The organism is Streptomyces sp. NPDC002566 (assembly GCF_042889585.1).
Taxonomy (GTDB): Bacteria; Actinomycetota; Actinomycetes; order Streptomycetales; family Streptomycetaceae; genus Streptomyces.
The window spans coordinates 412,433-436,556 of record NZ_JBIARD010000005.1 but is presented as its reverse complement, the minus strand read 5'-3'; the positions used below and the strand labels follow the sequence as shown (position 1 = coordinate 436,556).

General features: G+C 72.3%; 25 protein-coding genes. 16 read left to right on the top strand and 9 right to left on the bottom strand.

Features of this window, described 5'->3' with window-relative positions; all coding sequences use genetic code 11:
- Window positions 1-52: 52 nt before the first annotated feature.
- Window positions 53-643 carry a Uma2 family endonuclease gene (locus tag ACFYXA_RS23535; RefSeq protein ID WP_389035950.1) on the top strand — a complete coding sequence of 197 codons (591 nt, stop codon included), beginning with the start codon at window positions 53-55 and terminating at the stop codon, window positions 641-643.
- A gap of 36 nt (window positions 644-679) precedes the next feature.
- Here the strand turns inward: ACFYXA_RS23535 and ACFYXA_RS23530 are convergent, their stop codons facing one another.
- Window positions 680-1,039 carry a hypothetical protein gene (locus ACFYXA_RS23530; protein ID WP_389035947.1) on the bottom strand — a complete coding sequence of 120 codons (360 nt, stop codon included), beginning with the start codon at window positions 1,037-1,039 and terminating at the stop codon, window positions 680-682.
- A 278-nt stretch (window positions 1,040-1,317) separates the two neighbouring features.
- Here ACFYXA_RS23530 and ACFYXA_RS23525 point away from each other — a divergent pair, with 278 nt between their 5' ends.
- Entirely contained in the window at window positions 1,318-2,247 is a 930-nt protein-coding gene (locus ACFYXA_RS23525; RefSeq protein WP_352246369.1) for a LysR family transcriptional regulator, read from the top strand.
- 42 nt (window positions 2,248-2,289) lie between these two features.
- Here ACFYXA_RS23525 and ACFYXA_RS23520 read toward each other — a convergent pair whose 3' ends face one another.
- The 6 genes from ACFYXA_RS23520 to rsmI form a co-directional block, all read right to left on the bottom strand.
- Entirely contained in the window at window positions 2,290-3,183 is an 894-nt protein-coding gene (locus ACFYXA_RS23520) for a 4-(cytidine 5'-diphospho)-2-C-methyl-D-erythritol kinase (protein WP_389035944.1), read from the bottom strand.
- Window positions 3,180-4,052 (bottom strand): 16S rRNA (adenine(1518)-N(6)/adenine(1519)-N(6))-dimethyltransferase RsmA, encoded by an 873-nt coding sequence (rsmA, locus tag ACFYXA_RS23515; protein ID WP_351340490.1) that lies wholly within the window; start codon window positions 4,050-4,052, stop codon window positions 3,180-3,182. Before rsmA ends, ACFYXA_RS23520 begins: the two co-directional genes overlap by 4 nt.
- Window positions 4,053-4,124: 72 nt before the next feature.
- The gene (locus ACFYXA_RS23510) at window positions 4,125-5,696 is read right to left on the bottom strand and encodes a ubiquitin-like domain-containing protein (RefSeq protein ID WP_389035940.1); all 1,572 of its coding nucleotides are present in this window, start codon (window positions 5,694-5,696) and stop codon (window positions 4,125-4,127) included.
- Between the two features lie 120 nt (window positions 5,697-5,816).
- A complete protein-coding gene (locus ACFYXA_RS23505) occupies window positions 5,817-6,704 on the bottom strand; it encodes a TatD family hydrolase (RefSeq protein ID WP_351091310.1) in 888 nt (295 codons plus the stop codon).
- Between the two features lie 40 nt (window positions 6,705-6,744).
- Window positions 6,745-7,143 (bottom strand): hypothetical protein, encoded by a 399-nt coding sequence (locus ACFYXA_RS23500; protein WP_352246372.1) that lies wholly within the window; start codon window positions 7,141-7,143, stop codon window positions 6,745-6,747.
- Between the two features lie 225 nt (window positions 7,144-7,368).
- Window positions 7,369-8,226, bottom strand: coding sequence for a 16S rRNA (cytidine(1402)-2'-O)-methyltransferase (gene rsmI, locus ACFYXA_RS23495; protein WP_352246373.1), 858 nt, complete (start codon window positions 8,224-8,226; stop codon window positions 7,369-7,371).
- Between the two features lie 73 nt (window positions 8,227-8,299).
- On the opposite strand from rsmI, the gene ACFYXA_RS23490 reads away from it, so the two are divergent.
- The 3 genes from ACFYXA_RS23490 to ACFYXA_RS23480 all read left to right on the top strand — a co-directional run bounded on the left by ACFYXA_RS23490 (window position 8,300) and on the right by ACFYXA_RS23480 (window position 13,820).
- A complete protein-coding gene (locus tag ACFYXA_RS23490) occupies window positions 8,300-10,060 on the top strand; it encodes a dolichyl-phosphate-mannose--protein mannosyltransferase (RefSeq protein WP_389035936.1) in 1,761 nt (586 codons plus the stop codon).
- Between the two features lie 220 nt (window positions 10,061-10,280).
- Window positions 10,281-11,921 carry a penicillin-binding transpeptidase domain-containing protein gene (locus tag ACFYXA_RS23485; RefSeq protein WP_389035933.1) on the top strand — a complete coding sequence of 547 codons (1,641 nt, stop codon included), beginning with the start codon at window positions 10,281-10,283 and terminating at the stop codon, window positions 11,919-11,921.
- Between the two features lie 228 nt (window positions 11,922-12,149).
- Window positions 12,150-13,820 carry a penicillin-binding transpeptidase domain-containing protein gene (locus ACFYXA_RS23480; RefSeq protein WP_389035930.1) on the top strand — a complete coding sequence of 557 codons (1,671 nt, stop codon included), beginning with the start codon at window positions 12,150-12,152 and terminating at the stop codon, window positions 13,818-13,820.
- A gap of 40 nt (window positions 13,821-13,860) precedes the next feature.
- Here ACFYXA_RS23480 and ACFYXA_RS23475 read toward each other — a convergent pair whose 3' ends face one another.
- Window positions 13,861-14,217, bottom strand: a complete 357-nt coding sequence (locus tag ACFYXA_RS23475) for an SsgA family sporulation/cell division regulator (RefSeq protein WP_389035927.1) — start codon at window positions 14,215-14,217, stop codon at window positions 13,861-13,863.
- 182 nt (window positions 14,218-14,399) lie between these two features.
- On the opposite strand from ACFYXA_RS23475, the gene ACFYXA_RS23470 reads away from it, so the two are divergent.
- The 6 genes from ACFYXA_RS23470 to ACFYXA_RS23445 all read left to right on the top strand — a co-directional run bounded on the left by ACFYXA_RS23470 (window position 14,400) and on the right by ACFYXA_RS23445 (window position 19,441).
- Window positions 14,400-15,455 carry an energy-coupling factor ABC transporter permease gene (locus ACFYXA_RS23470; RefSeq protein WP_389035924.1) on the top strand — a complete coding sequence of 352 codons (1,056 nt, stop codon included), beginning with the start codon at window positions 14,400-14,402 and terminating at the stop codon, window positions 15,453-15,455.
- 2 nt (window positions 15,456-15,457) lie between these two features.
- Complete coding sequence (gene cbiQ / locus ACFYXA_RS23465; RefSeq protein ID WP_352246378.1) at window positions 15,458-16,219, top strand: cobalt ECF transporter T component CbiQ; 762 nt, start codon at window positions 15,458-15,460, stop codon at window positions 16,217-16,219.
- Complete coding sequence (locus tag ACFYXA_RS23460; protein ID WP_352246379.1) at window positions 16,216-17,001, top strand: ABC transporter ATP-binding protein; 786 nt, start codon at window positions 16,216-16,218, stop codon at window positions 16,999-17,001. Before cbiQ ends, ACFYXA_RS23460 begins: the two co-directional genes overlap by 4 nt.
- Window positions 17,002-17,150: 149 nt before the next feature.
- Window positions 17,151-17,585 (top strand): MarR family transcriptional regulator, encoded by a 435-nt coding sequence (locus ACFYXA_RS23455; RefSeq protein ID WP_352246531.1) that lies wholly within the window; start codon window positions 17,151-17,153, stop codon window positions 17,583-17,585.
- A 197-nt stretch (window positions 17,586-17,782) separates the two neighbouring features.
- The gene (locus tag ACFYXA_RS23450; RefSeq protein WP_389036195.1) at window positions 17,783-18,187 is read left to right on the top strand and encodes an organic hydroperoxide resistance protein; all 405 of its coding nucleotides are present in this window, start codon (window positions 17,783-17,785) and stop codon (window positions 18,185-18,187) included.
- An 84-nt stretch (window positions 18,188-18,271) separates the two neighbouring features.
- Entirely contained in the window at window positions 18,272-19,441 is a 1,170-nt protein-coding gene (locus ACFYXA_RS23445; RefSeq protein ID WP_389035919.1) for a serine hydrolase domain-containing protein, read from the top strand.
- A gap of 8 nt (window positions 19,442-19,449) precedes the next feature.
- On the opposite strand, the gene ACFYXA_RS23440 is transcribed toward ACFYXA_RS23445, so the two are convergent.
- A complete protein-coding gene (locus ACFYXA_RS23440) occupies window positions 19,450-19,725 on the bottom strand; it encodes a DUF1876 domain-containing protein (RefSeq protein WP_130442344.1) in 276 nt (91 codons plus the stop codon).
- A gap of 230 nt (window positions 19,726-19,955) precedes the next feature.
- Between ACFYXA_RS23440 and ACFYXA_RS23435 the strand changes: the two genes are divergently transcribed.
- From ACFYXA_RS23435 to ACFYXA_RS23415, 5 genes are all read left to right on the top strand, one after another.
- On the top strand, window positions 19,956-20,354 hold the full coding sequence (locus tag ACFYXA_RS23435) for a VOC family protein (protein ID WP_352246382.1): 399 nt from the start codon (window positions 19,956-19,958) through the stop codon (window positions 20,352-20,354).
- Between the two features lie 252 nt (window positions 20,355-20,606).
- Window positions 20,607-21,032: a hypothetical protein gene (locus ACFYXA_RS23430; RefSeq protein WP_356680050.1), complete on the top strand. Its 426-nt coding sequence runs from the start codon at window positions 20,607-20,609 to the stop codon at window positions 21,030-21,032.
- A gap of 53 nt (window positions 21,033-21,085) precedes the next feature.
- A complete protein-coding gene (locus ACFYXA_RS23425) occupies window positions 21,086-21,952 on the top strand; it encodes an ATP-binding cassette domain-containing protein (protein WP_389035915.1) in 867 nt (288 codons plus the stop codon).
- 5 nt (window positions 21,953-21,957) lie between these two features.
- A complete protein-coding gene (locus ACFYXA_RS23420; RefSeq protein WP_389035912.1) occupies window positions 21,958-23,286 on the top strand; it encodes a hypothetical protein in 1,329 nt (442 codons plus the stop codon).
- Window positions 23,283-23,933: a hypothetical protein gene (locus ACFYXA_RS23415; protein WP_352246385.1), complete on the top strand. Its 651-nt coding sequence runs from the start codon at window positions 23,283-23,285 to the stop codon at window positions 23,931-23,933. Before ACFYXA_RS23420 ends, ACFYXA_RS23415 begins: the two co-directional genes overlap by 4 nt.
- Window positions 23,934-24,124: the final 191 nt, after the last annotated feature.

The window sequence follows — 24,124 nt, the reverse complement described above, 5'->3', positions numbered from 1 at the left end:
CCGGCCGCTACCGTGGAGGGCAGGCGCCAGGATCTTGTCCATGGGAGGAACCATGACAGCCCAGCCCGCTGAGCAGTCCGGATGGCGGATGCCCCCGTTGGACGGCTACACAGTCGACGACCTGCTCACACTGCCGGATCTCCCGCCACACACCGAGTTGATCGACGGGAGCCTGGTCCTCGTGAGCCCGCAGCGCTGGTTCCACTTCGCCGCCATCGACCTGCTGGTGACCGGCCTGCGCCGCACCCTGCCGCCCGATTTGAAGGTCGCACGCGAGATGACGGTGGTGCTGGATCGGCGTAACGGGCCCGAGCCTGACATCTCCGTGATCAAGGCCGCCGCCAGGAAGGGCCCGGACCAGACATACTTCGAGGCAGAGGACGTCATCCTCGCCGTCGAGGTGATCTCGCCCGAGTCCGAAGCCCGCGACCGGCTGACCAAGACGCACAAGTACGCCGCGGCCGGCATCCGGTACTACTGGCTGGTCGAGATGACCGGATCCAACAGGCATCCGGCCATCGAGGTCTTCGAGCTGTCAGACGACACGGGCTCGTATCGGCAGACGGGCTCCTACGGCGATCGCATCAAGCTCGACCAGCCCTACCCCATCGACATCGACCTGACGGAGATCGACAACCTCTGACTCCGGTCGACTCACCCGATCCAGGAGAACGGCCCGTCACACCGTGCCGCAGTCCGGCAGGTCGTCGGTGTTCTCACGGATGTCGAGGTCCCAGATGTAGCCGACCGTGTTGGCCCACTGGACCCCGTCGCGTCCCGGCCGGTCGATGCCGAGAACCATGCGGTTGCCACGGTTGTCAGTGGTCCTGCAGATGCCTGCCACGTTGTCACCCGCCTTCGCGGTTCCGGTCCGCGGTGTGCTCAGGCCGGGGGCGGAATACAGGCCGGTGTCGATCCGCGGGTGGATGGCCCGGCCGATGCCGAGGGGGCCGGTTGCGGATGCGGGCGCGGCGGCGGCGCTCAGCGCCACAGCCGCGCAGGCCGCGATGACGACAGACAGTGGTCGTGAGATGCCCATGGTGGTTCCTCCCGTTTGGGTGCCCTGGCCGTACCGGCCGGGACACGTGTGCCGTTCCTGGATGGGACATGGCGTCCGGCAGAAATCGGCTCAGCACGCAGTGACGACGGCCACCTGTCCTGCCCTGAGGTGGTGGGCTGCTGCCATGCTGATCGTGACGCCGTCGACTATCACACGGCCCGCACAGGGATGTCAGGGAACCAAGGGCACGGAATAGCTGGTGATCGATAACGTGCTTGCTATCGCAGCAGGTTGGGCGCGGAAAAGGGGGCTTCTCCGTGGGGGCGTCCGTATCGAAGGAGCCGAGCATCCATCAGCTTCGGCTCTATCTCACGCTGAGCGAGGAGCTCCATTTCGGGCGGGCCGCCGCGCGCTTGTTCATGACGCAACCGGCGTTGAGCCAGCAGATCCGAGAGCTGGAAAGGCGTCTGGGGGTACGCGTGGTGGAGCGCACGAGCCGGACGCTCACTCTGACCGAGGCAGGGCAGGCATTGCTCCCCGAGGCCCGAGCGGCAGTCGCGGCGGTCGACCGGTTGCGGCGTGTCGCCGACGCTCAGTTGCGGCAGGTCCGTGGACGGCTCGTCGTGGGAACCATGGGAGCCGAGGCGTCCATGGCGCACACCCGTGCCGTACTCAGCCTGCTGCAGGATCGTCACCCCGGGACGACTGTGCAACTGGTCAACCTCGGCTTCGGTGATCACATGGCCGCGCTGGCGCAGCAAGAGGCCGATGTGGTCTTCCTCCGTCCTCCGGTGACGGACGACATCGAACTGCACCACCTGGCCACCGAGCCGAGAGTGGCCTGTCTCTCCGCCGGGCATCCCCTGGCGATCCTGCCTCGGCTCACCCTGGCTCAACTCTCCGGCGTCCCGGTGGTCGACATGCCTGCGGAGGTTCCGCGGCTCTGGTGGGACTTCTGGGCGGTCGATCCCCGTCCCGACGGCAGCCGTGTTCGATATGGACCGGTGGTCACCGACATGGAATCGTTGCTGCACACGGTGGCCGCCGGAGAAGCAATGTGCTTCCTGCCGGCGGCCGCCCGGGAGTACTTTCCACGCCCCGGCATCAGATACCTCGACGTGGTCGACCTCGTTCCCTCCACGTCCGCCCTCGCCTGGCTGCGGCGAAGACGCTCCGAATTCACCATCAGAGCCATTCGGCAAGCTGCGCAAGAGGCCACAGACCTGGGCTTCGAGGAAGTCGTCTGACACAGAGAGAACAGCCGGTCAGGAATCCTGTGCAGGGCCCCCTCAGAGCACCGTCGCCCCCGCCGCCGGTGACGTCGCCACGCGCACCGTGCGGCAGGTGCCGGAGGTCCGCAGGGCCTCGGCCACCGCTGCCGCGGACCCCGGGTCGCGTGCCAGGAAGGCCGTCGTCGGGCCCGAGCCGGAGACCAGGGCCGCCAGGGCGCCCGCCGCCCGTCCTGCGGCGAGGGTGTCGGCCAGTTCGGGGAAGAGGGAGAGGGCGGCGGGCTGGAGGTCGTTGGTGACGGCGGCCGCGAGCGCGTCGGGGTCGCCCTTGGCGAGGGCGGCCAGGACGTCCGGGGAGGCCGCCGGCTCGGGAATGTCGCGCCCCTCCGCCAGCCGGTCGAACTCGCGGAACACCGCCGGCGTCGACAGCCCCCGCTCGGCGATCGCGAACACCCAGTGGAACGTGCCGCCCACCTCCAGCGGCGTCAGCTTCTCGCCGCGCCCGGTGCCCAGTGCCGCCCCGCCGATCAGGCTGAAGGGCACGTCGCTTCCCAACTCGGCGCAGATGTCGAGGAGTTCGTCACGGCTCGCGCCGGTGCCCCACAGCGCGTCGCAGGCGAGCAGCGCGCCCGCGCCGTCCGCGCTGCCGCCCGCCATGCCGCCGGCGACGGGGATGTCCTTGGCGATGTGGAGGTGCACGTCGGCGACGCGGCCGTACCGCTCGGCGAGGGCGAGGGCCGCGCGCGCGGCCAGGTTGGTGCGGTCCAGGGGGACCTGGGCGGCGTCCGGGCCCGCGCAGGTCACGCGGAGCTCGTCGGCCGGGGTGACGGTGACCTCGTCGTACAGGCCGACCGCGAGGAAGACGTTCGCCAGCTCGTGGAAGCCGTCCGCGCGGGCGGCGCCCACCGCGAGCTGCACGTTGACCTTGGCGGGCACGCGCACGGTGACGCTCACGCGGCGTCCTCCCGCTTGTTCTCCGCGATCCGGGCGAACTCCTCCACGGTGAGCGACTCCCCGCGGGCCTGCGGCGACACCCCGGCGGCGACCAGCGCCGCCTCGGCGGCCGCGGGGGAACCGGCCCAGCCGGCGAGCGCCGCCCGCAGCGTCTTGCGGCGCTGCGCGAAGGCCGCGTCGACGACGGCGAAGACCTCGCGCCGGGACGCCGTGGTCTTCACCGGCTCGGTCCGGCGGACCAGGGAGACCAGCCCGCTGTCGACGTTCGGCGCGGGCCAGAACACGTTGCGGCCGATGGCGCCGGCCCGCTTGACCTCGGCGTACCAGGCGGCCTTCACGGACGGCACCCCGTACACCTTGGAGCCGGGGGCGGCGGCGAGGCGGTCGGCGACCTCCGACTGGACCATGACGAGGGTGCGCTCGATGCTCGGGAAGGTCTCGAGCATGTGCAGCAGCACCGGAACGGCCACGTTGTACGGCAGGTTGGCGACCAGCGCGGTCGGGGCGGGGCCGGGAAGCTCGGCGACGTGCATGGCGTCGGAGTGGACGAGCGCGAAGCGGCCTGCGCGCTCGGGCATGCGCGCGGTGATCGTCGCGGGCAGCGCGCTCGCCAGCACGTCGTCGATCTCGACGGCGGTGACGTGGTCGGCGGCCTCCAGCAGCGCGAGGGTGAGCGAGCCCAGGCCCGGCCCCACCTCCACGACCACGTCGTCCGGGCGGACGCCCGCGGTGCGCACGATACGGCGGACCGTGTTCGCGTCGATGACGAAGTTCTGGCCGCGCTGCTTGGTGGGGCGGACGCCGAGGGCTGCCGCCAGTTCGCGGATGTCGGCGGGGCCCAGGAGGGCGTCGGGGGTGGGGCTGGTCACGGGACAAGGGTACGGGGGCCGCCGGGCGCGGCCGTCCGGGAGCCGCCCCGCGCCCCGACGGCTCACGCAGGTTCAGCCCTCCAGCCTGGTCCCGCAGTGGGGCCAGGGGGCCGCGCCCCGTCTGACGTACAGCTTCTTCGCGCGGAAGGTCTGCTCCGCCGCGGGGGCGTCCTGGGGGCGGCCGGCGCCGCCGAGGCTGTGCCAGGTGCGGGTGTCGAACTGGTAGAGGCCGCCGTACGTGCCGGACGAGTCCACGGCGTCGGCGCGGCCGCCGGACTCGCAGGCCGCGAGGCCCCGCCAGTTCAGGCCGTCGGCGCCGCGCACGGACGCCGGCAGCGGTTTCGTGCCCACCTTCACCAGCCGCGCCCGGGGCTCGCGCACGATCTCGCTCCTGATCCGCCTCGGCTTCTGCCGCACGCCGTTGACGGTCCGCAAGGCGTAGGTGATCCGCCGCAGCCCCGGCTGACCGGGCTGCTCCACGACCTGCGTGCCCCGGAACAGGGAGGGGTCCTCGGCGCGGCGCACGGCGAACGGGATCGCCTCCTCGCGCACCTCCTCGGCGCCGGTGATCCGCAGCACGGTGACGGTCTGCCCGTCCCTGGGGAAGCTGCCGGAGGGCACGGAGGTGGCGTCCTGACCGCGCAGGGTGATCCCGGCCTGTTCGACCGCCTCGCCGACGGTCGCCGCGTTGGTGCGGACGGTGCGGGCTCGGCCGTCCGCGAGGATCGTCACGGCGCGTTCGGTGCGGACGTCCAGCGCGAGTCCCCCGTGCCCGATGCGCCGGGTGCGCGCGACGGAGAGGTACGCGCCCTCCGCGCGCACCCCGATCTCCCGGAGCGCGCCCTCCACCGTGTCCGCCGTCGTCCACACCTCGCGCCGCTCACCGTCCAGGGTGAGCCGCAGGGGGCGTCCGTAGCGCACCTCGATCTCGTCGCCGCTGGTGAGGGGCGTGCCGGGGCCGGGCGTGACGACGTCGTGCGCGCCCAGCGGCACGCCCTGGTCGGCCAGCAGCTCGGTGACGTCGTCGGCGAAGGTGTGCAGGGTGCGCGGCTTGCCGTCGACGGTCAGCTCGACCGCCTTGTCCTTGGCGACGAACGCGGCGGTCCCGCCGGCGAGGAACGCGACGACGAGCGCCTGAGGAAGCAGCCGGCGCACCGCCGACTCGGGTCGCTCGGAGCGCTCGCCCCGGTCGGGCCGCTCGAGTCGTTCAGGGGTCCGCGCCCTGCGCCGCCGCCCCGCCCGTCGTCCGGCCTCCGGCTCGGTGCGGGGTCCGGTGAGCGTCACGGTGGGCGCCTCGGCCGTGGCGGCCGCCGCCCAGTCCACGAGCGTGGGCGACTCGCCCGCCGTCGCGTAACCGGGCCGGTAGGTGTCGGTGTACGGGACGTCGAAGGGGACGTCGTACACCTCGGGCGTCCCGTAGAAGCCGGGCGTCCCGTAGAGGCCGGGCGTCCCGTAGAGGCCGGGCGTCCCGTAGAGGCCGGGCGTCCCGTAGAGGCCGGGCGTCCCGTAGAGGCCGGGCGTGCCCTGCTGGCCGGGGGGCACGTACACGCCGTACGCCAGCGTCTGCGCGCTGTGCAGATCGGCGCCGGGGTGCTCGGGGTACGCGGGGTGCGGTGCGTACCACGGATGGTGCGAGATGCTCACGCCGACACGCTCCAGGGGGCCTGGGGGTCCGAAAGAAGCCCGGATCGGGCCCCCAGAACCTAGCGGAGCGGCCGTCACTCTCCAAAGCGGCTCGGCTACGCAGCGTCGTGTTCGAGTGGTTCAGTAGTCGAACGCGCGGGCGGTGTTGGCGGCGAGAGCCGTCGCCATGACGTCCTCGTCGACGCCGCGCACGGCGGCCATCGCACGGACCGTCACCGGGACGAGGTACGGGGCGTTCGGCCTCCCCCGGTACGGGGCCGGGGTGAGGAAGGGCGCGTCGGTCTCCACCAGCACCAGCTCCAGCGGGGCGACGGCGAGGGCGTCGCGCAGGTTCTGGGCGTTCTTGAAGGTGACGTTGCCGGCGAACGACATGAAGTACCCGGCGCGGGCGCAGATCTCCGCCATCTCGGCGTCGCCGGAGTAGCAGTGGAAGACGGTCCGCTCGGGGGCGCCCTCCTCCTTCAGGATCCGCAGGACGTCGGCGTGGGCGTCGCGGTCGTGGATGACGAGGGCCTTGCCGTGCCGCTTGGCCATCTCGATGTGGGCGCGGAAGGAGCGCTCCTGCGCCTCCTTGCCCTCGGGGCCGGTGCGGAAGTGGTCGAGCCCGGTCTCCCCGACGCCCTTGACGTGGGCGAGCCCGGCCAGGCGGTCGATCTCGGCGAGCGCCTCGTCGAGCGCCGCCGCGCCGCCCGGCTGCCGTGCGCCCTGCCGCGACCAGCCGTCCGGGTCGCCGTGGACGATGCGCGGCGCCTCGTTGGGGTGGAGGGCGACGGCCGCGTGGACGCACTCGTGCGCGGCCGCCGTCTCGGCCGCCCACCGGGAGCCGCGCACGTCGCAGCCGACCTGGACGACCGTCGTCACCCCGACCGACGCGGCTTTCGCGAGGCCCTCCTCCACCGTGCCGGACTGCATGTCGAGGTGGGTGTGGGAGTCGGCGACGGGCACCGCCAGGGGTGCCGGGAGCGGCGGCGCGGTGTTCTTGTCGGCCTTGTCGGCGTTCGAAGGCATGCCCCGATCCTACGAAAGGACCGGGGCCGCGCCGTCCGGGTCAGCTGGCCCGGCGCTGGAAGGGGTGGAGGAGGTCGGACAGCTGCCAGTGGTGGCGCTGCTCGCGGGCCACGCCCGCCACCTCGCCCACCGGCTCGGCGCCCTCGTCCGGCGGCTGCCGCCGTGCCGCGCTGAGCACCGAGGAGACCTGCCCCGCCCGCATGATGCGCACGATGTGCGCGTCGCAGTTCTGGCACACGGGGCGGCTCAACGGCGACGGCACGACGCGTCCGTCGGCGACGTACCGGACGAACTCGTGGCCGTCGGCGTCCGTGTGGTGCTCGATCTCGTACGACTGTTCCCAGCCGTGCCCGCAGCGCATGCAGGCGAAGGAATAGGACTCGTGCACGACGGGAACCCCCGCGGCGCGCAGGCCGGACCACCCTGTGATCTCACCCATCCCGGCTCCTTTGATCCACTGGTCGAGGACGAAGTGCCCTCAGCCCAGTGGACTGCTCGCAACCTGCGAACGCAGCACACATGCCGAGTAATTGGCCCCGATTTGGCCATGCCTTGAAACGGACGCAGGCGCAGCCGACCCAGGGGCGCGGGGAACTGCGCGACCAGCCACGCACCACCCGCACCCCGGACACGACGGCCCTCGATCGGCGCTACCGCATCCTGCTCATCCAGCGGTGCGCTTCGCCGCCACGACCGCGTCGAACACCACCCGCTTGGCCAGCCCCGCCTCCACCGCCACCGCGGCGATCGCCTCCTTGCGCCGCTCGCCGGCCTCCTCCCGCACCCGCACCCGCCGCACCAGCTCCTCCGCGTCGAGTTCCTCGGGCCCGGGCTCGGGCGCACCGGAGACGACGACGGTGATCTCGCCGCGCACGCCCTGTGCCGCCCACTCGGCCAGCTCGGCCAGCGGCCCGCGCTTGATCTCCTCGTACGTCTTGGTCAGCTCGCGGCAGACGGCCGCCCGCCGCTGACCGCCGAACACCTCGCTCATCGCGGCGAGGGTGTCGTCGAGCCGGTGCGGGGCCTCGAAGTAGACGAGCGTGCGCCGCTCCTCGGCGACCTCCCGCAGCCGGGACAGCCGCTCGCCCGCCTTGCGCGGAAGGAACCCCTCGAAGCAGAAGCGGTCGACGGGCAGGCCGGACAGCGCGAGGGCGGTCAGGACGGCGGACGGTCCGGGCACGGCGGTGACCCGCACGTCGTGTTCGACGGCGGCGGCGACGAGCCGGTAGCCGGGGTCGGACACCGACGGCATCCCGGCGTCGGTCACCAGCAGCACGCGCGCGCCGCCGAGGAGCGCCTCGACGAGTTCGGGCGTGCGGGCGGACTCGTTGCCCTCGAAGTAGGAGACGATCCGGCCCGTGGTCGTCACCCCCAGCGCCTGCGTGAGCCGGCGCAGCCTGCGGGTGTCCTCGGCGGCGACGACGTCGGCGCCGGCCAGTTCCTCGGCGAGTCGTGGCGGTGCGTCGGCGACGTCCCCGATGGGCGTGCCGGCGAGGACCAGGGTTCCGGGTGCGTCTGTCACCTTTCCAGTCTCCCAAGACCACGAGAACCCCGGTGCACGGGACTCCCACAGACGGGTTCCCTACGATGGCGCGGTGACCAGTACCGCGTCCTCCATGGACTCCACGGACTACCGGCAGGACCAGGCGCCGCAGGATCAGCGGCCGGCGTGGCGGCAGCGGCTGCGCCGTTTCGGATACGCGGCGGAGCCGGGAGGCGACGTCCGTGAGCGGTTGTCGCCGCCGTTCGCCGAGCCCGGTCCGCGGCTGTGGGCGGTGCTGGGGATCGGACCCGTGTGGGCGGGGCGGATCACGCGCTGGTCGGGCTGGGGCGGGCCGCTGCTGGTGACGCTGATGGCGGGTGTGCTGCGGTTCTGGAACCTGGGCAGCCCGAAGGCGGTGATATTCGACGAGACGTACTACGCGAAGGACGCCTGGGCGCTCGTCCACCGGGGTTTCGAGGTCAACTGGGAGAAGAACGCCAACGATCTGATCCTGTCCTCCGGCGGCCATGTCACGGTCCCGTCGGACGCGGCGTACGTGGTGCATCCGCCGGTCGGCAAGTTCGTCATCGGGCTGGGCGAGCTGATGTTCGGGTTCGATCCGTTCGGCTGGCGGTTCATGACGGCGCTGCTGGGGACGCTGTCCGTCCTGATGCTGTGCCGGATCGGCCGCCGGCTGCTGCGCTCCACGCTCCTGGGCTGTCTGGCGGGTGCGCTGATGGCGCTCGACGGGCTGCACTTCGTGATGAGCCGGGCCGCGCTGCTCGACGGGGTGCTGATGTTCTTCGTGCTGGCGACGTTCGGCTGTCTGCTGATCGACCGGGACAAGGCGCGCGAGCGGCTCGCGGCGGCGCTGCCGGCGTTCGACGACCGGGAGGGCGGCCCGCGCCGTCCGGACGCGCACGTCGCCGAGACGACGCGGCTCGGCCTTCGGCCGTGGCGCTGGGCGGCCGGTCTGATGCTGGGTCTGGCGATCGGCACCAAGTGGAACGCGCTGTACGTGATGGTGGCGTTCTGCCTGATGGCGGTCCTGTGGGACGTCGCCGCGCGCCGGGTGGCCGGTGCGCGCCGCCCCTACCTCGCGGTGCTGCGGCGGGACACGGGTCTTGCGTTCCTGGCGACGGTGCCGGTCGCGCTGGTGACGTACGTGGCGTCGTGGACGGGCTGGATCCTGTCCGCCCGCGACGGCTCGGGCGGCTACTACCGCGACTGGGCCGAGGGCGACGGCAAGGGCGGCAGCTGGACGTGGCTGTTCCCCGACTGGTGGCGCAGCCTGTGGCACTACGAGACGCAGGTGTACGAGTTCCACACCCACCTGACCTCGCCGCATCCGTACCAGTCGAACCCGTGGAGCTGGATCGTCCTGGGGCGCCCGGTGTCGTACTTCTACGAGTCCCCGGCGCCCGGCAAGGACGGCTGCCCTGCGGACGCGGGCGAGAAGTGCGCGCGGGAGGTGCTGGCACTCGGTACGCCGCTGCTGTGGTGGGCGGCCTGCTTCGCGATCCTGTTCGTGCTGTGGCGCTGGTTCTTCCGCCGTGACTGGCGGGCGGGCGCGATCGCCTGCGGCATCGCCGCCGGGTACCTGCCGTGGTTCCTGTACCAGGAGCGCACGATCTTCCTGTTCTACGCCGTGGTCTTCCTGCCGTTCCTGTGCCTGGCGGTGGCGATGATGGTCGGTGCGCTCGTCGGACGGCCGGGAGGCGGCGACACCCGGCGGGTGGCGGGCGCGACGGCGGCGGGCGTGCTGGTGCTGCTGATCGCGTGGAACTTCATCTACTTCTATCCGCTGTACACGGGCCAGGCGATCCCCATCGACTCCTGGCGTTCACGCATGTGGCTCGACACCTGGGTGTGAGGCGGTCGTCCGGGGTCGCGTTCAGATCCTTGACCGGCGTTGCGGTTGCCCGTTTTTTCACCATGCGTCGATCGCCCTTCGGCCAACTTCCGTCAACTCCTTTCCCCGTGGCCCCCGGTTGCGCTTACAGTGCGACCGAGACCCGCCTTTCTGAACGCGTTCAATCGCGTGCGGAGGGGCTCACGGGACCAACGGGGAAAGAACGGGGAGGGGTGCGGCCATGCACAAGGGGGCCAAGACGGCGATCGTCGGTTCGGTGTTAGCCGTGATGGTGGGAGGGGCCGGATACGGCGCCTTCAACATCCTGAACGCGCTGAACTCGGACGGCGGCGGCACCACGGGGGCGAACGGGCCGGTGTCCGTGAAGAAGAGCGGGCCGCCCGACGCGTCGGAGGTTGCGGACACCACGGCCGCGTTCTTCGCCGCCTGGGAGAAGGGGCAGGCCGCGGCCGCCGCGGCGCTCACCAACAACGACCAGAAGGCGGAGCCCCTGCTCACCGCCTACGGCGGGACCGCGCACATCACGGGCGTGCGGATCACGCCCGGCAAGGCGAACGGCGCCACCGTGCCGTTCAGCGTCGCAGCGACGGTGTCGTACGAGGGGAAGTCCAAACCGCTCGCCTACAAGAGCTCCCTCAAGGTGGTGCGCGGGCTGACCACCGGCAAGGCGCTCGTGGACTGGCAGCCCTCGCTCGTGCACCCCGGCCTGAAGGAGATGGACGACACCCTCGTCACCGGCGAGTCGGCGACGCCGCCCATCGAGGCCGTCGACCGCGAGGGCAAGGTGCTCACGAAGGAGGAGTACCCCTCGCTCGGGCCGATCCTCGACCAACTGCGCGCCACCTACGGCGAGAAGGCGGGCGGCACCGCCGGCGTCGAGCTGACGATCCGGCACGCCACGCCCGACACCGCCGACACCCCGCTGCTCACCCTCGCCGAGGGCAAGGCGGGCCGGCTGCCCACGACGATCAGCGCGACGGCGCAGGCGGCGGCCGAGAAGGCGGTGGGCAAGTTCGCCAACGCCTCGGTGGTGGCCGTGCGGCCGAGCACCGGCGAGGTCCTCGCGGTCGCCAACCACCGCGCCGACGGCTTCAACGCGGCCTTCCTCGGCCAACGGGCGCCCGGCTCCACCATGAAGATCGTCAGCGCGGCTGCTCTCATCGACGCCGGGCTGACCACGGCGAACGGCCCGGCCCCCTGCCCCGCCGAGGCCGTCTGGCAGAGCCAGACCTTCCACAACCTCGCCGACCTGCCCGCGGACGAGAGCGCCACCCTGGCGCAGAGCTTCGCCCGCTCCTGCAACACCGCGTTCGTGAAGTTCGCCGACGAGCTCGGGGTCGACTCCCTCACCAGGGAGGCGCAGCAGCGTTTCGGCGTCGGACGCGACGACTGGAAGACCGGCATCCCGTCCTTCGACGGCTCCGTCCCCGCCGCCGGCGGCCCCGACACCGCGGCCAACCTGATCGGCCAGGGCAAGGTCCAGATGAACCCGCTGACCATGGCCTCCGTGACGGCCACCGCGGCGACGGGCGACTTCCGCCAGCCGGTCATCGTCCCCAGGAGCCTCGACGGGCGGACGCTCGCCCGGGCCGAGGGGCTCCCCGACGAAACCGTGACCCAGCTGCGCTCGATGATGAACCGCACCGCCACCAGCGGCACCGCGGCCGGCGTGATGTCCGGCCTGCACGGCAAGATCGGCGCGAAGACCGGCTCCGCCGAGACCGACGGCAACGCGACCTCCGACAGCTGGTTCACCGGCTACCGTGACGACGTCGCCGCCGCCGCGATGGTCGAGGACGGCGGCCACGGCGTCGACGCGGCCGGCCCGGTCGTCGCCACGGTGCTGCGCGCGGGCGGCTGAACCGGCGCGGGGCGGCCGAGCCGTACGCCGGCTGAGCCGTAGGCCAAGTGAGCTGTACGACGGCTGAGCCCTACGCCCGCTGACAAGAAGCAGCCGAACGGGGGCGTGGTTGACGTCACACGTGATGTCACCCCCGCCACCGGGGACTCTAGGCTGGTTCCCCTCGTTGGGATCGGTGACGGCAGTGGGGCGAGGGCGGCCTCGGACAAGCTTGGAGGATCTCGGGCTGTGGGCAACAGAAGGCGCGTCGCCGAGCGACGGAACAAGCGGCCCGTCGTGGTCGGCGGTGTGATCGCCGCGGTCGTCGGCGGCGCCGGCATCGCCGGGTACGCGCTGTACGGCGGCGGCGCGGCGGCCGAGGACGGCTCGTCCCGGGCGCCCGAGCGCAAGCCCGCGGTGAAGACGGGTCCGCTGTCGGCCGCCGAGGTGACCTCCGCGGCGCAGGCGTTCCTGACCGCCTGGCAGCAGGGCAAGGTCGCGCAGGCCGCCGCCGCCACCGACGACCCGAAGGCCGCCGCCGCGCTGCTCACCGGCTACACCAAGGACGCCCACGTCACCGGCGCCGCCCTCACCGCCGGCGCGCGCTCGGGCGACAGGCTGGCCTTCTCCGTCAAGGGCACGGTGACGTACAAGAAGACGGCGAAGCCGCTCGCCTACGACAGCGCGCTGACCGTCGTACGGCGGGCGTCGGACGGCAAGCCGCTGGTCGACTGGCACGCCTCCGTCGTCCACCCCGACCTCGCCGACGGGGACACCCTGGTGACCGGGGAGGCCGGCGACCCGCCGGTCAAGGCGTTCGACCGGGACGGCGGCGAGCTGACCGCGAAGAGGTTCCCGTCGCTGGGCACGGTCCTGGACGGGCTGCGCGAGAAGTACGGGAAGAAGGCCGGCGGCACGGCGGGCGTCGAGCTGCGGGTGGTGCGCGGCAAGGACTCCAAGGCGAAGAAGGTCTCCGACAAGACGCTCCTGGAGCTGAGCGAGGGCACGCCGGGCTCCGTGAAGACGACGCTGAGCCCGGCCTTGCAGGCCACGGCGGAGAAGCAGGTGGCGAGCAGGGCGCGGTCATCGGTCGTCGTCGTACGCCCGTCGACCGGCGAGATCCTGGCCGTCGCCAACAGCAACCCGAACTTCAACACGGCCTTCCAGGGCTCCCTCGCGCCCGGCTCCACCATGAAGGTCGTCACCGCCTCGCTGCTGATCGAGAAGGGGCTGGCGTCGGCGGATAAACCGCACCCGTGCCCGAAGTACTTCACGTACGGGGGGTGGAAGTTCCAGAACGACGACGAGTTCGAGATCAAGAGCGGCACGTTCAAGGCGAGCTTCGCCCGCTCCTGCAACACGGCCTTCATCAGCCAGGCCGGCAAGCTCGACGAGAACAGCCTGACCCAGCAGGCCCAGCAGGTCTTCGGCCTGTCCCGGGACGACTGGTCGGTCGGCGTGCCCAGCTTCGACGGCGCGGTCCCGGTGCAGTCGGCGGCCCAGATGGCGGCCGAGCTGATCGGCCAGGGCGGGGTGCGGATGAACCCGCTGAACATGGCGTCCGTCTCGGCCACCATCAAGTCGGGGACGTTCCACCAGCCGTACCTGGTGGCCCCGTCGGTGGACGACCGCACGCTGGCCACCGCCGCTCGCAAGATGTCGCCGTCCACGCTCTCTCAGCTGCGCGAGCTGATGAACTACACGGCCGCCTACGGCACCGCGGCCAAGGCGATGACGGGCCTCGGCCCCGACTACGGCGCGAAGACCGGCTCGGCGGAGGTCGACGGCCAGAAGCAGCCCAACGGCTGGTTCACCGCCTACCGCGGCGACCTCGCGGCCGCCGGCGTCGTCCAGGCGGGCGGCCACGGCGGCGACACGGCCGGCCCTATCGTGGCGACCCTGCTGAAGGCGGGCCGCTGAGGACAGGCGAGCCGCGGGGCCGTGACGCCGGCGGCCGGCCTCAGCGGCTGACCGGCCGGCCCGTGGCCGTGTAGGTGCGGCGCAGGAAGCGGAGCAGGGTCTTCGATTCGAACTGGACGACCGAGACGCCCTGCACGGAGTGGAACTCCACCACCGCCTGCACCCGGCCGCACGGCCACACCCGTACCTCGCCGCTGCCCGCCGGGGTGCGCAGGCCCTGTTCGAGGAGTGTGCGGGCGATGGTGCGCTCGTGGGCGCCGGGCAGTGCGACGCGGACCGAGCGCGGGTCGTCCTCGGGGTCGTAACGCAACACGACCGGGACGGCCGCCCACCCCTCCTCGACCAGGTCGGCGTCGGTGACGATATGGGCTCGCGCGTACTGTTCGACTACAGACATCGGCCGCCCCTTCACGCTGCGTGACCAGTGCGGAATCTATGCGTCCGCCACCCCTCCAATGTCGCATATTTTCCGGACGCCGCCCCCTGAGACCGGTCGATCTCATATGTGCGATAGGTGACCGCAAGAAACGAGACACTCGCTCTTGCGAACGGTTCGCATCTGCCCCCTACAATCGGACAGTGCACGTACCTGACGGATTCATCAACGCCCCGACCTCCGCCGTCGCCGGAGTCGTAGCCGCCGGCGCGGTCGCCGTGAGCCTTCGCGGGGCGCGCCGCGAACTCGACGAGCGCACGGCCCCGCTGGCCGGCCTGGTGGCGGCGTTCATCTTCGCCGTGCAGATGCTCAACTTCCCCGTGGCCGCGGGCACCAGCGGCCATCTGCTGGGCGGCGCCCTGGCCGCGATACTCGTGGGCCCCTACACAGGGGTCCTGTGCGTGTCCGTGGTGCTGCTGATGCAGGGCGTCCTCTTCGCCGACGGCGGTCTGACCGCGCTCGGCGTGAACATCACCGTCATGGCCGTGGTGACGACGGTCGTCGCGTACACCGCCTTCCGCGCCCTGGTGAAGGTGCTGCCCAACAGCCGCCGCTCCGTCACCGTCGCCTCCTTCGTCGCCGCGCTGCTGTCGGTGCCTGCCGCGGCCCTCGCCTTCACCCTCGTGTACTGGATCGGCGGCACCACCGAAGTCCCGATCGGCAAGGTCGCCACCGCGATGGTCGGCGTGCACGTGCTGATCGGCATCGGCGAGGCCGTGATCACCTCGCTGACCGTCGGCGCGGTCCTCGCCGTGCGCCCGGACCTCGTCCACGGGGCGCGCGGACTGCGGCAGAAGCTGCGGCTGCGGGTGAACGGCGAACTCGTCGACGCGCCGGACGCCGAGGAGGAGCGCACGGCCCCCGTCCCGGCGGGCGCCTCCCGCCGCACACTGTGGGTGAGCGGCCTCGTCACCTCGCTCGTCCTCGCCGGGTTCGTCAGCTTCTACGCCTCGGCCAGCCCCGACGGCCTGGAGAAGGTCGCCGCCGACAAGGGCATCGACGCCAAGGCGCGCGAGCACGCCGCCGCCGGCTCCCCGCTCGCCGACTACGGCGTCAAGGACGTCGCCGACGCCCGGCTGTCCGGCGGCCTCGCCGGGGTCATCGGCGTCGGGGTGACCGTCGTCGCGGGCAGCGCCGTGTTCTGGGCGGTGCGCAGGCGTCGTACGGACGACGCCTCCCCGGCGAACACGGGGGTCTAGGCATGGGCGCCGGACACGCCCACCGGCTCTACCGGGCCGGCCACTCCCCCGTGCACGCCCTGCCCCCGCACACCAAGCTGGCGGCGGCGTTCGCCTTCGTGGCGGTCGTGGTGTCGACCCCGCGCGAGGCGATGTGGGCGTTCGGCCTGTACGCGGTCCTGCTCGGCGTGGTCGCGTTCCGCGCGCGCGTGCCGGCCGGCTTCCTGCTGAAGCGGCTGCTGATCGAGGTGCCGTTCGTCGCGTTCGCGGTGCTGATGCCGTTCGTGGCGGAGGGCGAGCGGGTGGACGTGTGGGGCCTGTCGCTCAGCGTCGAGGGGCTGTGGGGCGCCTGGAACGTGCTCGCCAAGGGCACGCTCGGCGTCGCCGCGTCCGTCCTCCTCGCCTCCACCACCGAACTGCGGGAGATCCTCCTCGGCCTGCAACGGCTCAAACTCCCGCCGCTGCTGGTGCAGATCGCCTCCTTCATGATCCGCTACGGCGACGTCATCACGGACGAGCTGCGGCGCATGCGGATCGCGCGGGAGTCGCGCGGCTTCGAGGCGCGCGGGGTGCGGCACTGGGGGGTGCTCGCGAAGACGGCGGGCGCGCTGTTCATCCGCTCCTACGAACGCGGGGAACGCGTGCACCTGGCCATGGTGAGCCGCGGGTACGCCGGTTCGATGCCGGTGATCGACGAGGTGAGCGCCTCCCGGGCGCAGTGGTCGTACGCCTTCACCCTGCCGTTGGCCGCGCTGGCGGTGTGCGTGCTGGGATGGACCCTATGACCGCCGTGACGCCCGCGCCCGACCCCGCTTCCGCCCCGCCCTCGCTCCAGGTGGCCGGCCTCGCCTTCGCCTACCCCGACGGGCATCAGGCGCTGTTCGGCGTGGACTTCTCGATCGCGCGCGGTGAGCGGGTGGCGCTGCTCGGCCCGAACGGCGCCGGCAAGACCACCCTCGTCCTCCACCTCAACGGCATCCTCACCGGCGGCGCGGGCGCGGTCAGCGTCGCGGGACTGCCCGTCGGCAAGCGGCACATGGCCGAGATCCGGCGCAAGGTCGGCATCGTCTTCCAGGACCCCGACGACCAGCTGTTCATGCCGACGGTCCGCGAGGACGTGGCGTTCGGGCCCGCGGCGGCCGGGGTGAAGGGGGCCGAGCTGGAGGAGCGCGTGGACCGCGCGCTCGCCCGGGTCGGCATGTCGGACTTCAAGGACCGTCCGCCGCACCATCTGTCCTTCGGGCAGCGCCGCCGGGTGGCCGTGGCGACGGTCCTCGCGATGGAGCCGGAGATCCTCGTCCTGGACGAGCCGTCCTCCAACCTCGATCCGGCCTCCCGCCGCGAACTCGCCGACATCCTGCGGTCGTTGGACGTCACCGTCCTGATGGTCACCCACGATCTGCCGTACGCGCTCGAACTGTGCCCGCGCTCGCTGATCCTCAGCGAGGGCGTGATCGCGGCGGACGGACCGACCGGCGAACTGCTGTCCGACGCGGAGCTGATGCGCGCCCACCGCCTGGAGCTGCCGTTCGGGTTCGACCCGCGCTCCGTGACAATGGGCGCGTGACGAACGAGCGATCCGACGTGACCGGGGCGGCCGGAGGGCCCGCACGGGCCGGCGCCCGACCGGCGGCCGGTGCGCCCGCGCAGGCAGGTGCGCCTTCGGGGGCCGGTGCGCCTTGGGGGGCCGGCGCGTCTTCGGGGGCCGAGGCGTCGCTGCAGCTGGACCAGCAGCTGTGCTTCGCGCTGTACGCCGCCCAGCGCGCGGTGACGGCCGCCTACCGGCCGCTCCTGGACGAGCTGGGGCTGACCTATCCGCAGTACCTCGTCCTGCTGGTGCTGTGGGAGCGCGGCGAGATCACCGTGAAGGAGCTGGCCGAGGCCCTGCGGCTGGACTACGGCACGGTGTCGCCGCTGCTGAAGCGGCTGGAGTCGGCGGGGCTGGTGCGCCGGGAGCGCTCGGCGCGCGACGAGCGCTCGGTGCTCGTCGCGTGCACCGGGCGCGGTGAGGAATTGCGGGGGCGCGCGGAGCGCGTGCCCGGCGCGCTGCTCGCGGCGACGGGGGTCGACGAGGCGGAGGTCGCGCGGTTGCGCGAGGAGCTGTGGCAGCTCGCGGGGCGGGCGCAGGAAGCGGCGGACCGCGCCCGCTGACCCCTGCGCAGCGGCGGACCGCGCCCACTGGCCCTGGGGCGCACGCGCCCACCTGCTGTTACCCGCGGTTGCGACCCCCTGATGGACAAGCGGTTTCATACCGGCCGGTACCTTGTGCACGATGTAATTGCACACTGTCCGGGGGAGGGACCGCCGTGACCGAGGACGCCGAAGTCGACACCCGTCCGACGAAGATCATGTACGTCGCCGAAGCCACCGCGCACGGGGGCCGGGACGGGTATGTGACCAGCCAGGACGGCCATATCCAGCTGAAGGTGGCGATGCCGCAGGCGATGGGCGGCGACGGCGCCGGCACCAACCCCGAGCAGCTCTTCGCGGCCGGCTACAGCTCCTGCTTCCACAACGCGCTGATCCTCGTCGGCAACCGCGCGGGCTACGACCTCACCGGCTCCACGGTCGCGGCGAAGGTCGGCATCGGCCCCAACAGGACCCGCGGCTACGGCCTCGCGGTCGCCCTGAGCGTCTCGCTGCCCGTCCTCGACGCCGACCTCGCCGCGAAGCTGGTCGACGCGGCGCACCAGGTGTGCCCGTACTCCAACGCCACGCGCGGCAACATCGACGTGACGATCCTGCTGGGCTGACACCCCCCAGGAATCGCAGGCGGGGGGCCGGTGTTCCATGGGAGTCGAAGGTCGGCCGACAGGCAGTCGAGAGGATGTGCGGGCGTGGACGTGAGCGGTGCGGTGGCCGAGGGCTTCGAGCCGGTCCGGGAGGCGTTCGCACGGAACTTCACGGCGCGCGGCGACCGGGGCGCGGCGGTGGCCGTCTACCGGGACGGGCGCAAGGTCGTCGACCTGTGGGGCGGCGTCCGGGACGTGGACGGCGAGGCGCCGTGGGAGCGGGGCACCGCGCAGATCGTGCGCTCGGCGACCAAGGGCGTGGCCGCCGCCGTCCTCCTGCTGCTGCACCAGCGCGGGGAGCTGGACCTGGAGGCGCCCGTCGGCGCGTACTGGCCCGAGTACAAGGCGGCCGGCAAGGAGCGGACCCTCGTACGGGACCTGCTCTCGCACCGCGCGGGCGTGCCCGTGCTGGACCGGCCGCTGACGCCCGCCGAGGCCGCCGACCCCGACCTCGGCGCGGCGGCCGTCGCCGCCCAGGCGCCGGCGTGGGAGCCGGGCGCCGACCACGGCTACCACGCGCAGACCTACAGCTGGCTGACCGGCGAGCTGGTGCGCCGGGTCACCGGGCGCACCATCGGCGCGTGGATCGCCGAGGAGATCGCCGGGCCGCTCGGCGCCGACCTGTGGCTCGGACTGCCGGCCGGCGAGAGCGCGCGCGTGGGGCGCGTCGGGCCGGTCGAGGCGCCCGTCCCCGCCGGCGCCCTGAGGACCCGGCCCAAGCGGGCCGTCTCCGACGCGTACGCCGACCCCGCCTCCCTCACCCGCCGCGCCTTCGCCGCGATCACCCCGCTGCCCGACGAGAACGACCCGGCCTACCGTGCCGCCGCCCTCCCCGCCTCCAACGGCATCGCCACCGCGGAGGGGCTCGCCCGCTTCTACGCCTCGCTGATCGGCGAAGTGGAGGGCGGGACGCGGCTGTTCCTCCCGGAGACGGCACGGGCGGCGCGCGGTGAGCGTGCGGCGGGGCCGGACCGGGTGCTGGTGGTGAACACCCGGTTCGGCCTCGGCTACATGCTGCACGGCACAGCGTCCCCGCTGCTGTCCCCCACCTCCTTCGGTCACCCCGGCCGCGGCGGCGCCCTCGGCTTCGCCGACCCCGACTCCGGCCTCGCCTTCGGCTATGTCACCAACGGCTTCCGCAAGAGCGTGACGGCGGACCCGCGGGCACAGGCGCTGGTCAGGGCGGTGCGGGAGAGCGCACAGCAGGTCCCGTGACCCGCCGCTCAGACGTTGATCGGGTGCGACGTGCGCCCCGACGCGTCGTCGATCTCCATGTGGGCCTTGGTGAGGAGCTGCATGGCGATCTCGTTCAGCGCGCGGGCGCCCGCGATCTCCTCGCCGACCCGGGGCTGGTTGGCGTCGACGCGGTGACGGCTCGCGTGCCCCTGGGCCCGGACCTCGGTCCCGTCGGGCAAGCGGACCATCGCCACCGCCCGCGTGTGCTGCTCGTCCTCCTGGAACTCCAGCTCGACATGCCATCCCACAGCGGTACGCATCATGACGATCACCTCCGGAACTTCTGCTTCCAGGGTGCGCCTCCCGGCCCGGGATTGCACCGGGCCGCAAGATCGCGCTAGCGTCACCCGGGTGACTGCCGGGTCGGCCATGGGCCATACACGAGTGAGGCGCCCGGCCTCGGCGTGAGCCCGGGGCGGGGGAGAGACCCGCCCGGCCTCCGTGTCCTTCGACAGCCCTTCACGCCGTCAACGACCCGGAGAAACCACCTCACATGTCCGCCAGCACAGCGCTGCCCCAGCTGAACCACACCGCCGTCTACGCCTCCGACCGCCGGCTCTCGGCCGAGTTCCTCGCCGCGATCCTGGGCGTCCCGGTCGGCGCGCCCTTCGGCCCGTTCCTGCCGGTCGACCTCGGCAACGGCGTCACCCTCGACTACTACGAGCTGCGAGACGAGCCGATCCAGTCCCAGCACTACGCGTTCCTCGTGCCGGACGAGCAGTTCGACACGATGATCGCCCGCCTGGAGGCCGTCGGAGTCACGTACTACGCCGACCCCCGCCACACCGAACCGGGCCGCGTGAACGGCCTGTTCGGCGGCCGCGGCGCGTACTTCGCCGACCCGGACGGCCACAACATGGAGATCATCACCCGCCCGTACGCCAGACCCTGAGCCACACCGGCCCTCAACCGGCGTGCAGCATCAGCCCGGCTCCGCGCGGACGCGGCTCACGTCCGCGCGGATGACAACCGTTCGACAGGGCAACGCAGACGGACGCGGCCGGAAGCCCGTCGAGGAAGAGAGCACTCTCGGCCACTCGGGTGATCGCAAGTGGATATCGCGTGATCTTGTGCACAGACAAGCCACAGTCGACGCCCATAGTGTCGTCAGCGACCAATTGGCCCTGCAGAGGGGGAAGTTCACATGCAGAAGCGTCTGACGACGTTCAAGCGCAGGTCGGCTGTAGTGGCGGCGATCGCGGCGTTCACGGTAGCCGTTCCGACCGTGAGCGCACTGGCAGCGGAGATCTCCGGAAGCCGTTTACCGTTCGCGGTCGCCACCGCCGGCAGCGCCGAGGACAGCAACCGCTGGTCCGGCCCGGGCTCCGGCCACGTCAAGGCTTGCGGTGACGTGCCCGTCAACGACTCGCGTACCTTCACCGCCTCCGTCTGGCGGGACGTCTCGTTCTCTCCCGACCCGCAGATAACCTCTACCTCGCGCAGCTACTCGCAGGGGTACGGGTGCGGTTCCTACAAGGGCACCAGCAGCTCGAACAAGTACTACACGCAGGTGAGCTGGGCCGCCGTTCCGGGCAGCCGCGGCGTTGGCTTCGCCGCCGCCGAGAACTGACCCGGCCGAGAACACGAGCAAGACAAACGGTACCGACGGAACCAGAGAACACTGTGTCCCTTGGCAACGAGCCCGCCGCGGCCGACTCCCCGTCGTCCGCGGCGGGCGCCCAGCCGACCGAACCCGGCGAGCCGGGTCGACCCGCTGCGGAAGCCGGTCCGCCCCCATCGATTCAGACCATCGCGGCAGTCGAGAAGGTCACCGTCCGCTACGGGAGCCTGACCGCGCTCGACGAGGTCTCGCTCGGATTCCCGACCGGCGTGACGGGACTGCTCGGCCCCAACGGTGCCGGCAAGAGCACCCTGCTTTCCCTGCTCAGCACTGCGAACCGTCCGGACGAGGGCACCGTCACGCTGCTGGGCGCACTGGCCGCGACGGGTGGACGGAAAGCCGTGCGGCGCATCCGCGAGCGGATCGGCGTCCTCCCGCAGTCCTTCGGCCACTACCCGCGCTTCACCGCGCTGGAGTTCGTCGAGTACGCGGCCTGGCTGCGGAAAGTCCCGTCCCGAGAGCGACGCGATCGGGCTCGTGAGGCGCTGCGGCAGGTAGGCATGGACAAACACGCCGACCGGCGGATGGGGGACCTCTCCGGCGGCATGCTGCGACGCGTCGGCATCGCGCAGGCGGTGGTCAACCGTCCCGCGCTGGTGCTGCTCGACGAGCCGACCGTGGGCCTGGACCCGGCGCAACGCGTCGGCTTCCGCGAGCTCATCAAGGGGCTCGGGGAGCACTGCGCCGTCGTGATGAGCACGCATCTCGCCGAGGACGTCGCCCACACCTGCGACCGGATCTCCGTGCTCTTCGAGGGCAGGGTCCGCTTCGACGGCACGCTGGGCCAGCTGTGCGCGCTGACCGGCGAGGACGGCACCGTGGAATCGGGCTATCTGCACCTGGTCGACGCCGAGGGGACGGCGCTGTGATCCGCATGCTGTGGACAGAGATGCGACGCGGCGAGTCCAAATGGATCGCCGCGTTGATGACGGCGATCGGCGCCTGGTACTTCCTCTCCCCGGACGCGGAGACCAGTGACTGGATCGGCTGGTGGACGCAGAGCGCCGTCGAGGTCCAGATCTTCGCCGTGATGGTGATGGGACCGCTGACGAGCACCGGCGCCGCGTGGACCGCAGGCCGCGTACGCCGCCACCGCACGCTCGCCTGGGCGGAGACGACGGCCCGCAGCGGCTGGGAGCAGACCACGATGGTGTGGCTGTCCGCCATGGCCTGGGCACTTCCCGTGTACGCGCTCTTCGCGCTCATGGCCTTCTCCCGCACCGCCGAGGTGAGCGCCGTGACCGCGCCCACCTGGTCACCGCTCGTCATCGGCGCAGCCATGGTCGGACTGCAGACCGCGATCGGGGTCGTGGTCGGCGTCCTGTCCCCGTCCCGCATCGCCGTTCCCTTCGTGGGCCTCGGCTGGTACGCCGCGCTGGTGGGTCTCGCGCTGTTCGCCGGCGAGCAGCGGTCCTCGATGCCGTGGGCGCTCGTGCCCGTACTCGACGTGCACTGGGACGTGGCCTTCCAGCCGAACGCAGGCCGTTTGCTGATCGGCGCCGTGTGGTGTCTGGCCTTCGGCTTGCTGATCCTCGCCGCACCGGGCCTGCTGCGCGGGCGGGCGGCGCGCCCCGCGCTCGGCACACTGTTGCCGGTGACGCTGGCGGCGGCCCTCGCCGCCGGGGCCCTGTTCACGTTCCGTGCCCCCTTGCCCGAGCTGTACTGGGCCGTGAGGACTCCTCAGCCGACGGAGCCGGTCTGTGTCACCGAGAGCGGTGCCACGGCCTGTCTGTGGCCGGCCGACCGGCACCTTCTGCCGGAGGCCGAGATCGCGCTGCAACGAGTCCAGCGCTCCGTCGGCTCGGTCCCCGGCCTCACACGCATGTTCTACGAGCGCGGCCTCGCCACGCCGTCCGGGAGCGCACCGACCGCCGAACTGCCGGTGTACGTACCGGGCATGGACCGGGAAGCGATGACTCAGGACATGCTCGCGGCCTCCTTGCCGCAGCCGCCCGACGGCTGCTCCCCGCACCCGCTGAAGGACATCGGCGGCTACCCCGACACCTTCCTCTTCGAAGCCGTGGTCCGCGACCGTGCCCGGGTGCAGAGCACCTACTGGGGTGACGCGTTCGCCACCGGTCTCGAGAGATTCCTGAAGGCGCCGAAAGCCGACCAGGACCAGTGGCTGAAGGCCGCGGCCCAAGACATCCGAGCCTGCCGCCCCGTCCCCGCGCCGCCGCAGAGAACGGCGCCGACCAAGTGAAGACCGCGTCCTCCTGCGCCTCGCCGGGCCTGCGCGCCCTCCTTGCCTACGGCCGCAGCCGCAACGTGCCCCGCGCAGCGCTGGTCGCGCTGGTCGTCGCCGTCGCGGCCACCGTGTACGCCGGACAGCAGGTGCCGCTTCCTCAGCTGCGCCATCTGACGGACTACAGCGTGCCGTTGGCGGCCGTCGTGCCCGTCGTCCACGCGGTGGTCCTCGCCACCACGACGTTCTCGCCGATGGCCGACCTCGAGCACACCGCGGCGCAGCCGATGCGCCGTCACCGAGCGGTCCACATGACGGTCGTCCTGCTCTACGCGATGCTGCTGGCCGTCCTGCCCATGGCCGCCGGTGCGTCCGCCGGGGTCACCGCAGCCGCCGTCCGCAACGTCGCGGGCTATCTCGGGCTCGCGATGATCGGGGCCCGCGTGTTCGGCAGCGGTCTGGCCTGGCTTCCGCCGCTGGCGATGTTCGGTCCCACCCTGCTGGCCGGCGTGCGCTGGGACAACTCCCCGGAACCATGGGCGTGGTCCATCCACGGACCGCACAGTGTCCCGGCCGCCGTGACAGCCGCCGCGCTGTGCGCTGTCGGCCTGTGCCTGGCAGCCACCACGACACCACGCCGCGCGGAGCGGGAAGAGCAGGGCTGACGCGGCTCAGGGAACGGCAGGTCTCCGTCCGAGTCGGGCACCGTGTCGTCATGCGACGCGCCACGACCGGCAGACACGAACGAGCGGCGGGGGGGGCCCCCCCGGGGGGGGGGGGGCGGGGGGGGGGGGGGGGGGGGGGGGGGGTCGCCCCGCCGGCCGCCGCGGGGGCGGGCGGCCCCCGCGGGGGGGGC

Bases quoted from the DNA above. Each gene is read 5' to 3' on its own strand.
- ACFYXA_RS23500 (WP_352246372.1), bottom strand. From the start codon at position 7,143: ATGGGTGAGATCACAGGGTGGTCCGGCCTGCGCGCCGCGGGGGTTCCC.
- ACFYXA_RS23530 (WP_389035947.1), bottom strand. From the start codon at position 1,039: ATGGGCATCTCACGACCACTGTCTGTCGTCATCGCGGCCTGCGCGGCT.
- ACFYXA_RS23440 (WP_130442344.1), bottom strand. From the start codon at position 19,725: ATGATGCGTACCGCTGTGGGATGGCATGTCGAGCTGGAGTTCCAGGAG.
- ACFYXA_RS23485 (WP_389035933.1), top strand. From the start codon at position 10,281: ATGCACAAGGGGGCCAAGACGGCGATCGTCGGTTCGGTGTTAGCCGTG.
- ACFYXA_RS23535 (WP_389035950.1), top strand. From the start codon at position 53: ATGACAGCCCAGCCCGCTGAGCAGTCCGGATGGCGGATGCCCCCGTTG.
- cbiQ (WP_352246378.1), top strand. From the start codon at position 15,458: ATGGGCGCCGGACACGCCCACCGGCTCTACCGGGCCGGCCACTCCCCC.
- ACFYXA_RS23460 (WP_352246379.1), top strand. From the start codon at position 16,216: ATGACCGCCGTGACGCCCGCGCCCGACCCCGCTTCCGCCCCGCCCTCG.
- ACFYXA_RS23430 (WP_356680050.1), top strand. From the start codon at position 20,607: ATGCAGAAGCGTCTGACGACGTTCAAGCGCAGGTCGGCTGTAGTGGCG.
- ACFYXA_RS23475 (WP_389035927.1), bottom strand. From the start codon at position 14,217: ATGTCTGTAGTCGAACAGTACGCGCGAGCCCATATCGTCACCGACGCC.
- ACFYXA_RS23505 (WP_351091310.1), bottom strand. From the start codon at position 6,704: ATGCCTTCGAACGCCGACAAGGCCGACAAGAACACCGCGCCGCCGCTC.
- ACFYXA_RS23435 (WP_352246382.1), top strand. From the start codon at position 19,956: ATGTCCGCCAGCACAGCGCTGCCCCAGCTGAACCACACCGCCGTCTAC.
- ACFYXA_RS23420 (WP_389035912.1), top strand. From the start codon at position 21,958: ATGCTGTGGACAGAGATGCGACGCGGCGAGTCCAAATGGATCGCCGCG.
- ACFYXA_RS23450 (WP_389036195.1), top strand. From the start codon at position 17,783: ATGTACGTCGCCGAAGCCACCGCGCACGGGGGCCGGGACGGGTATGTG.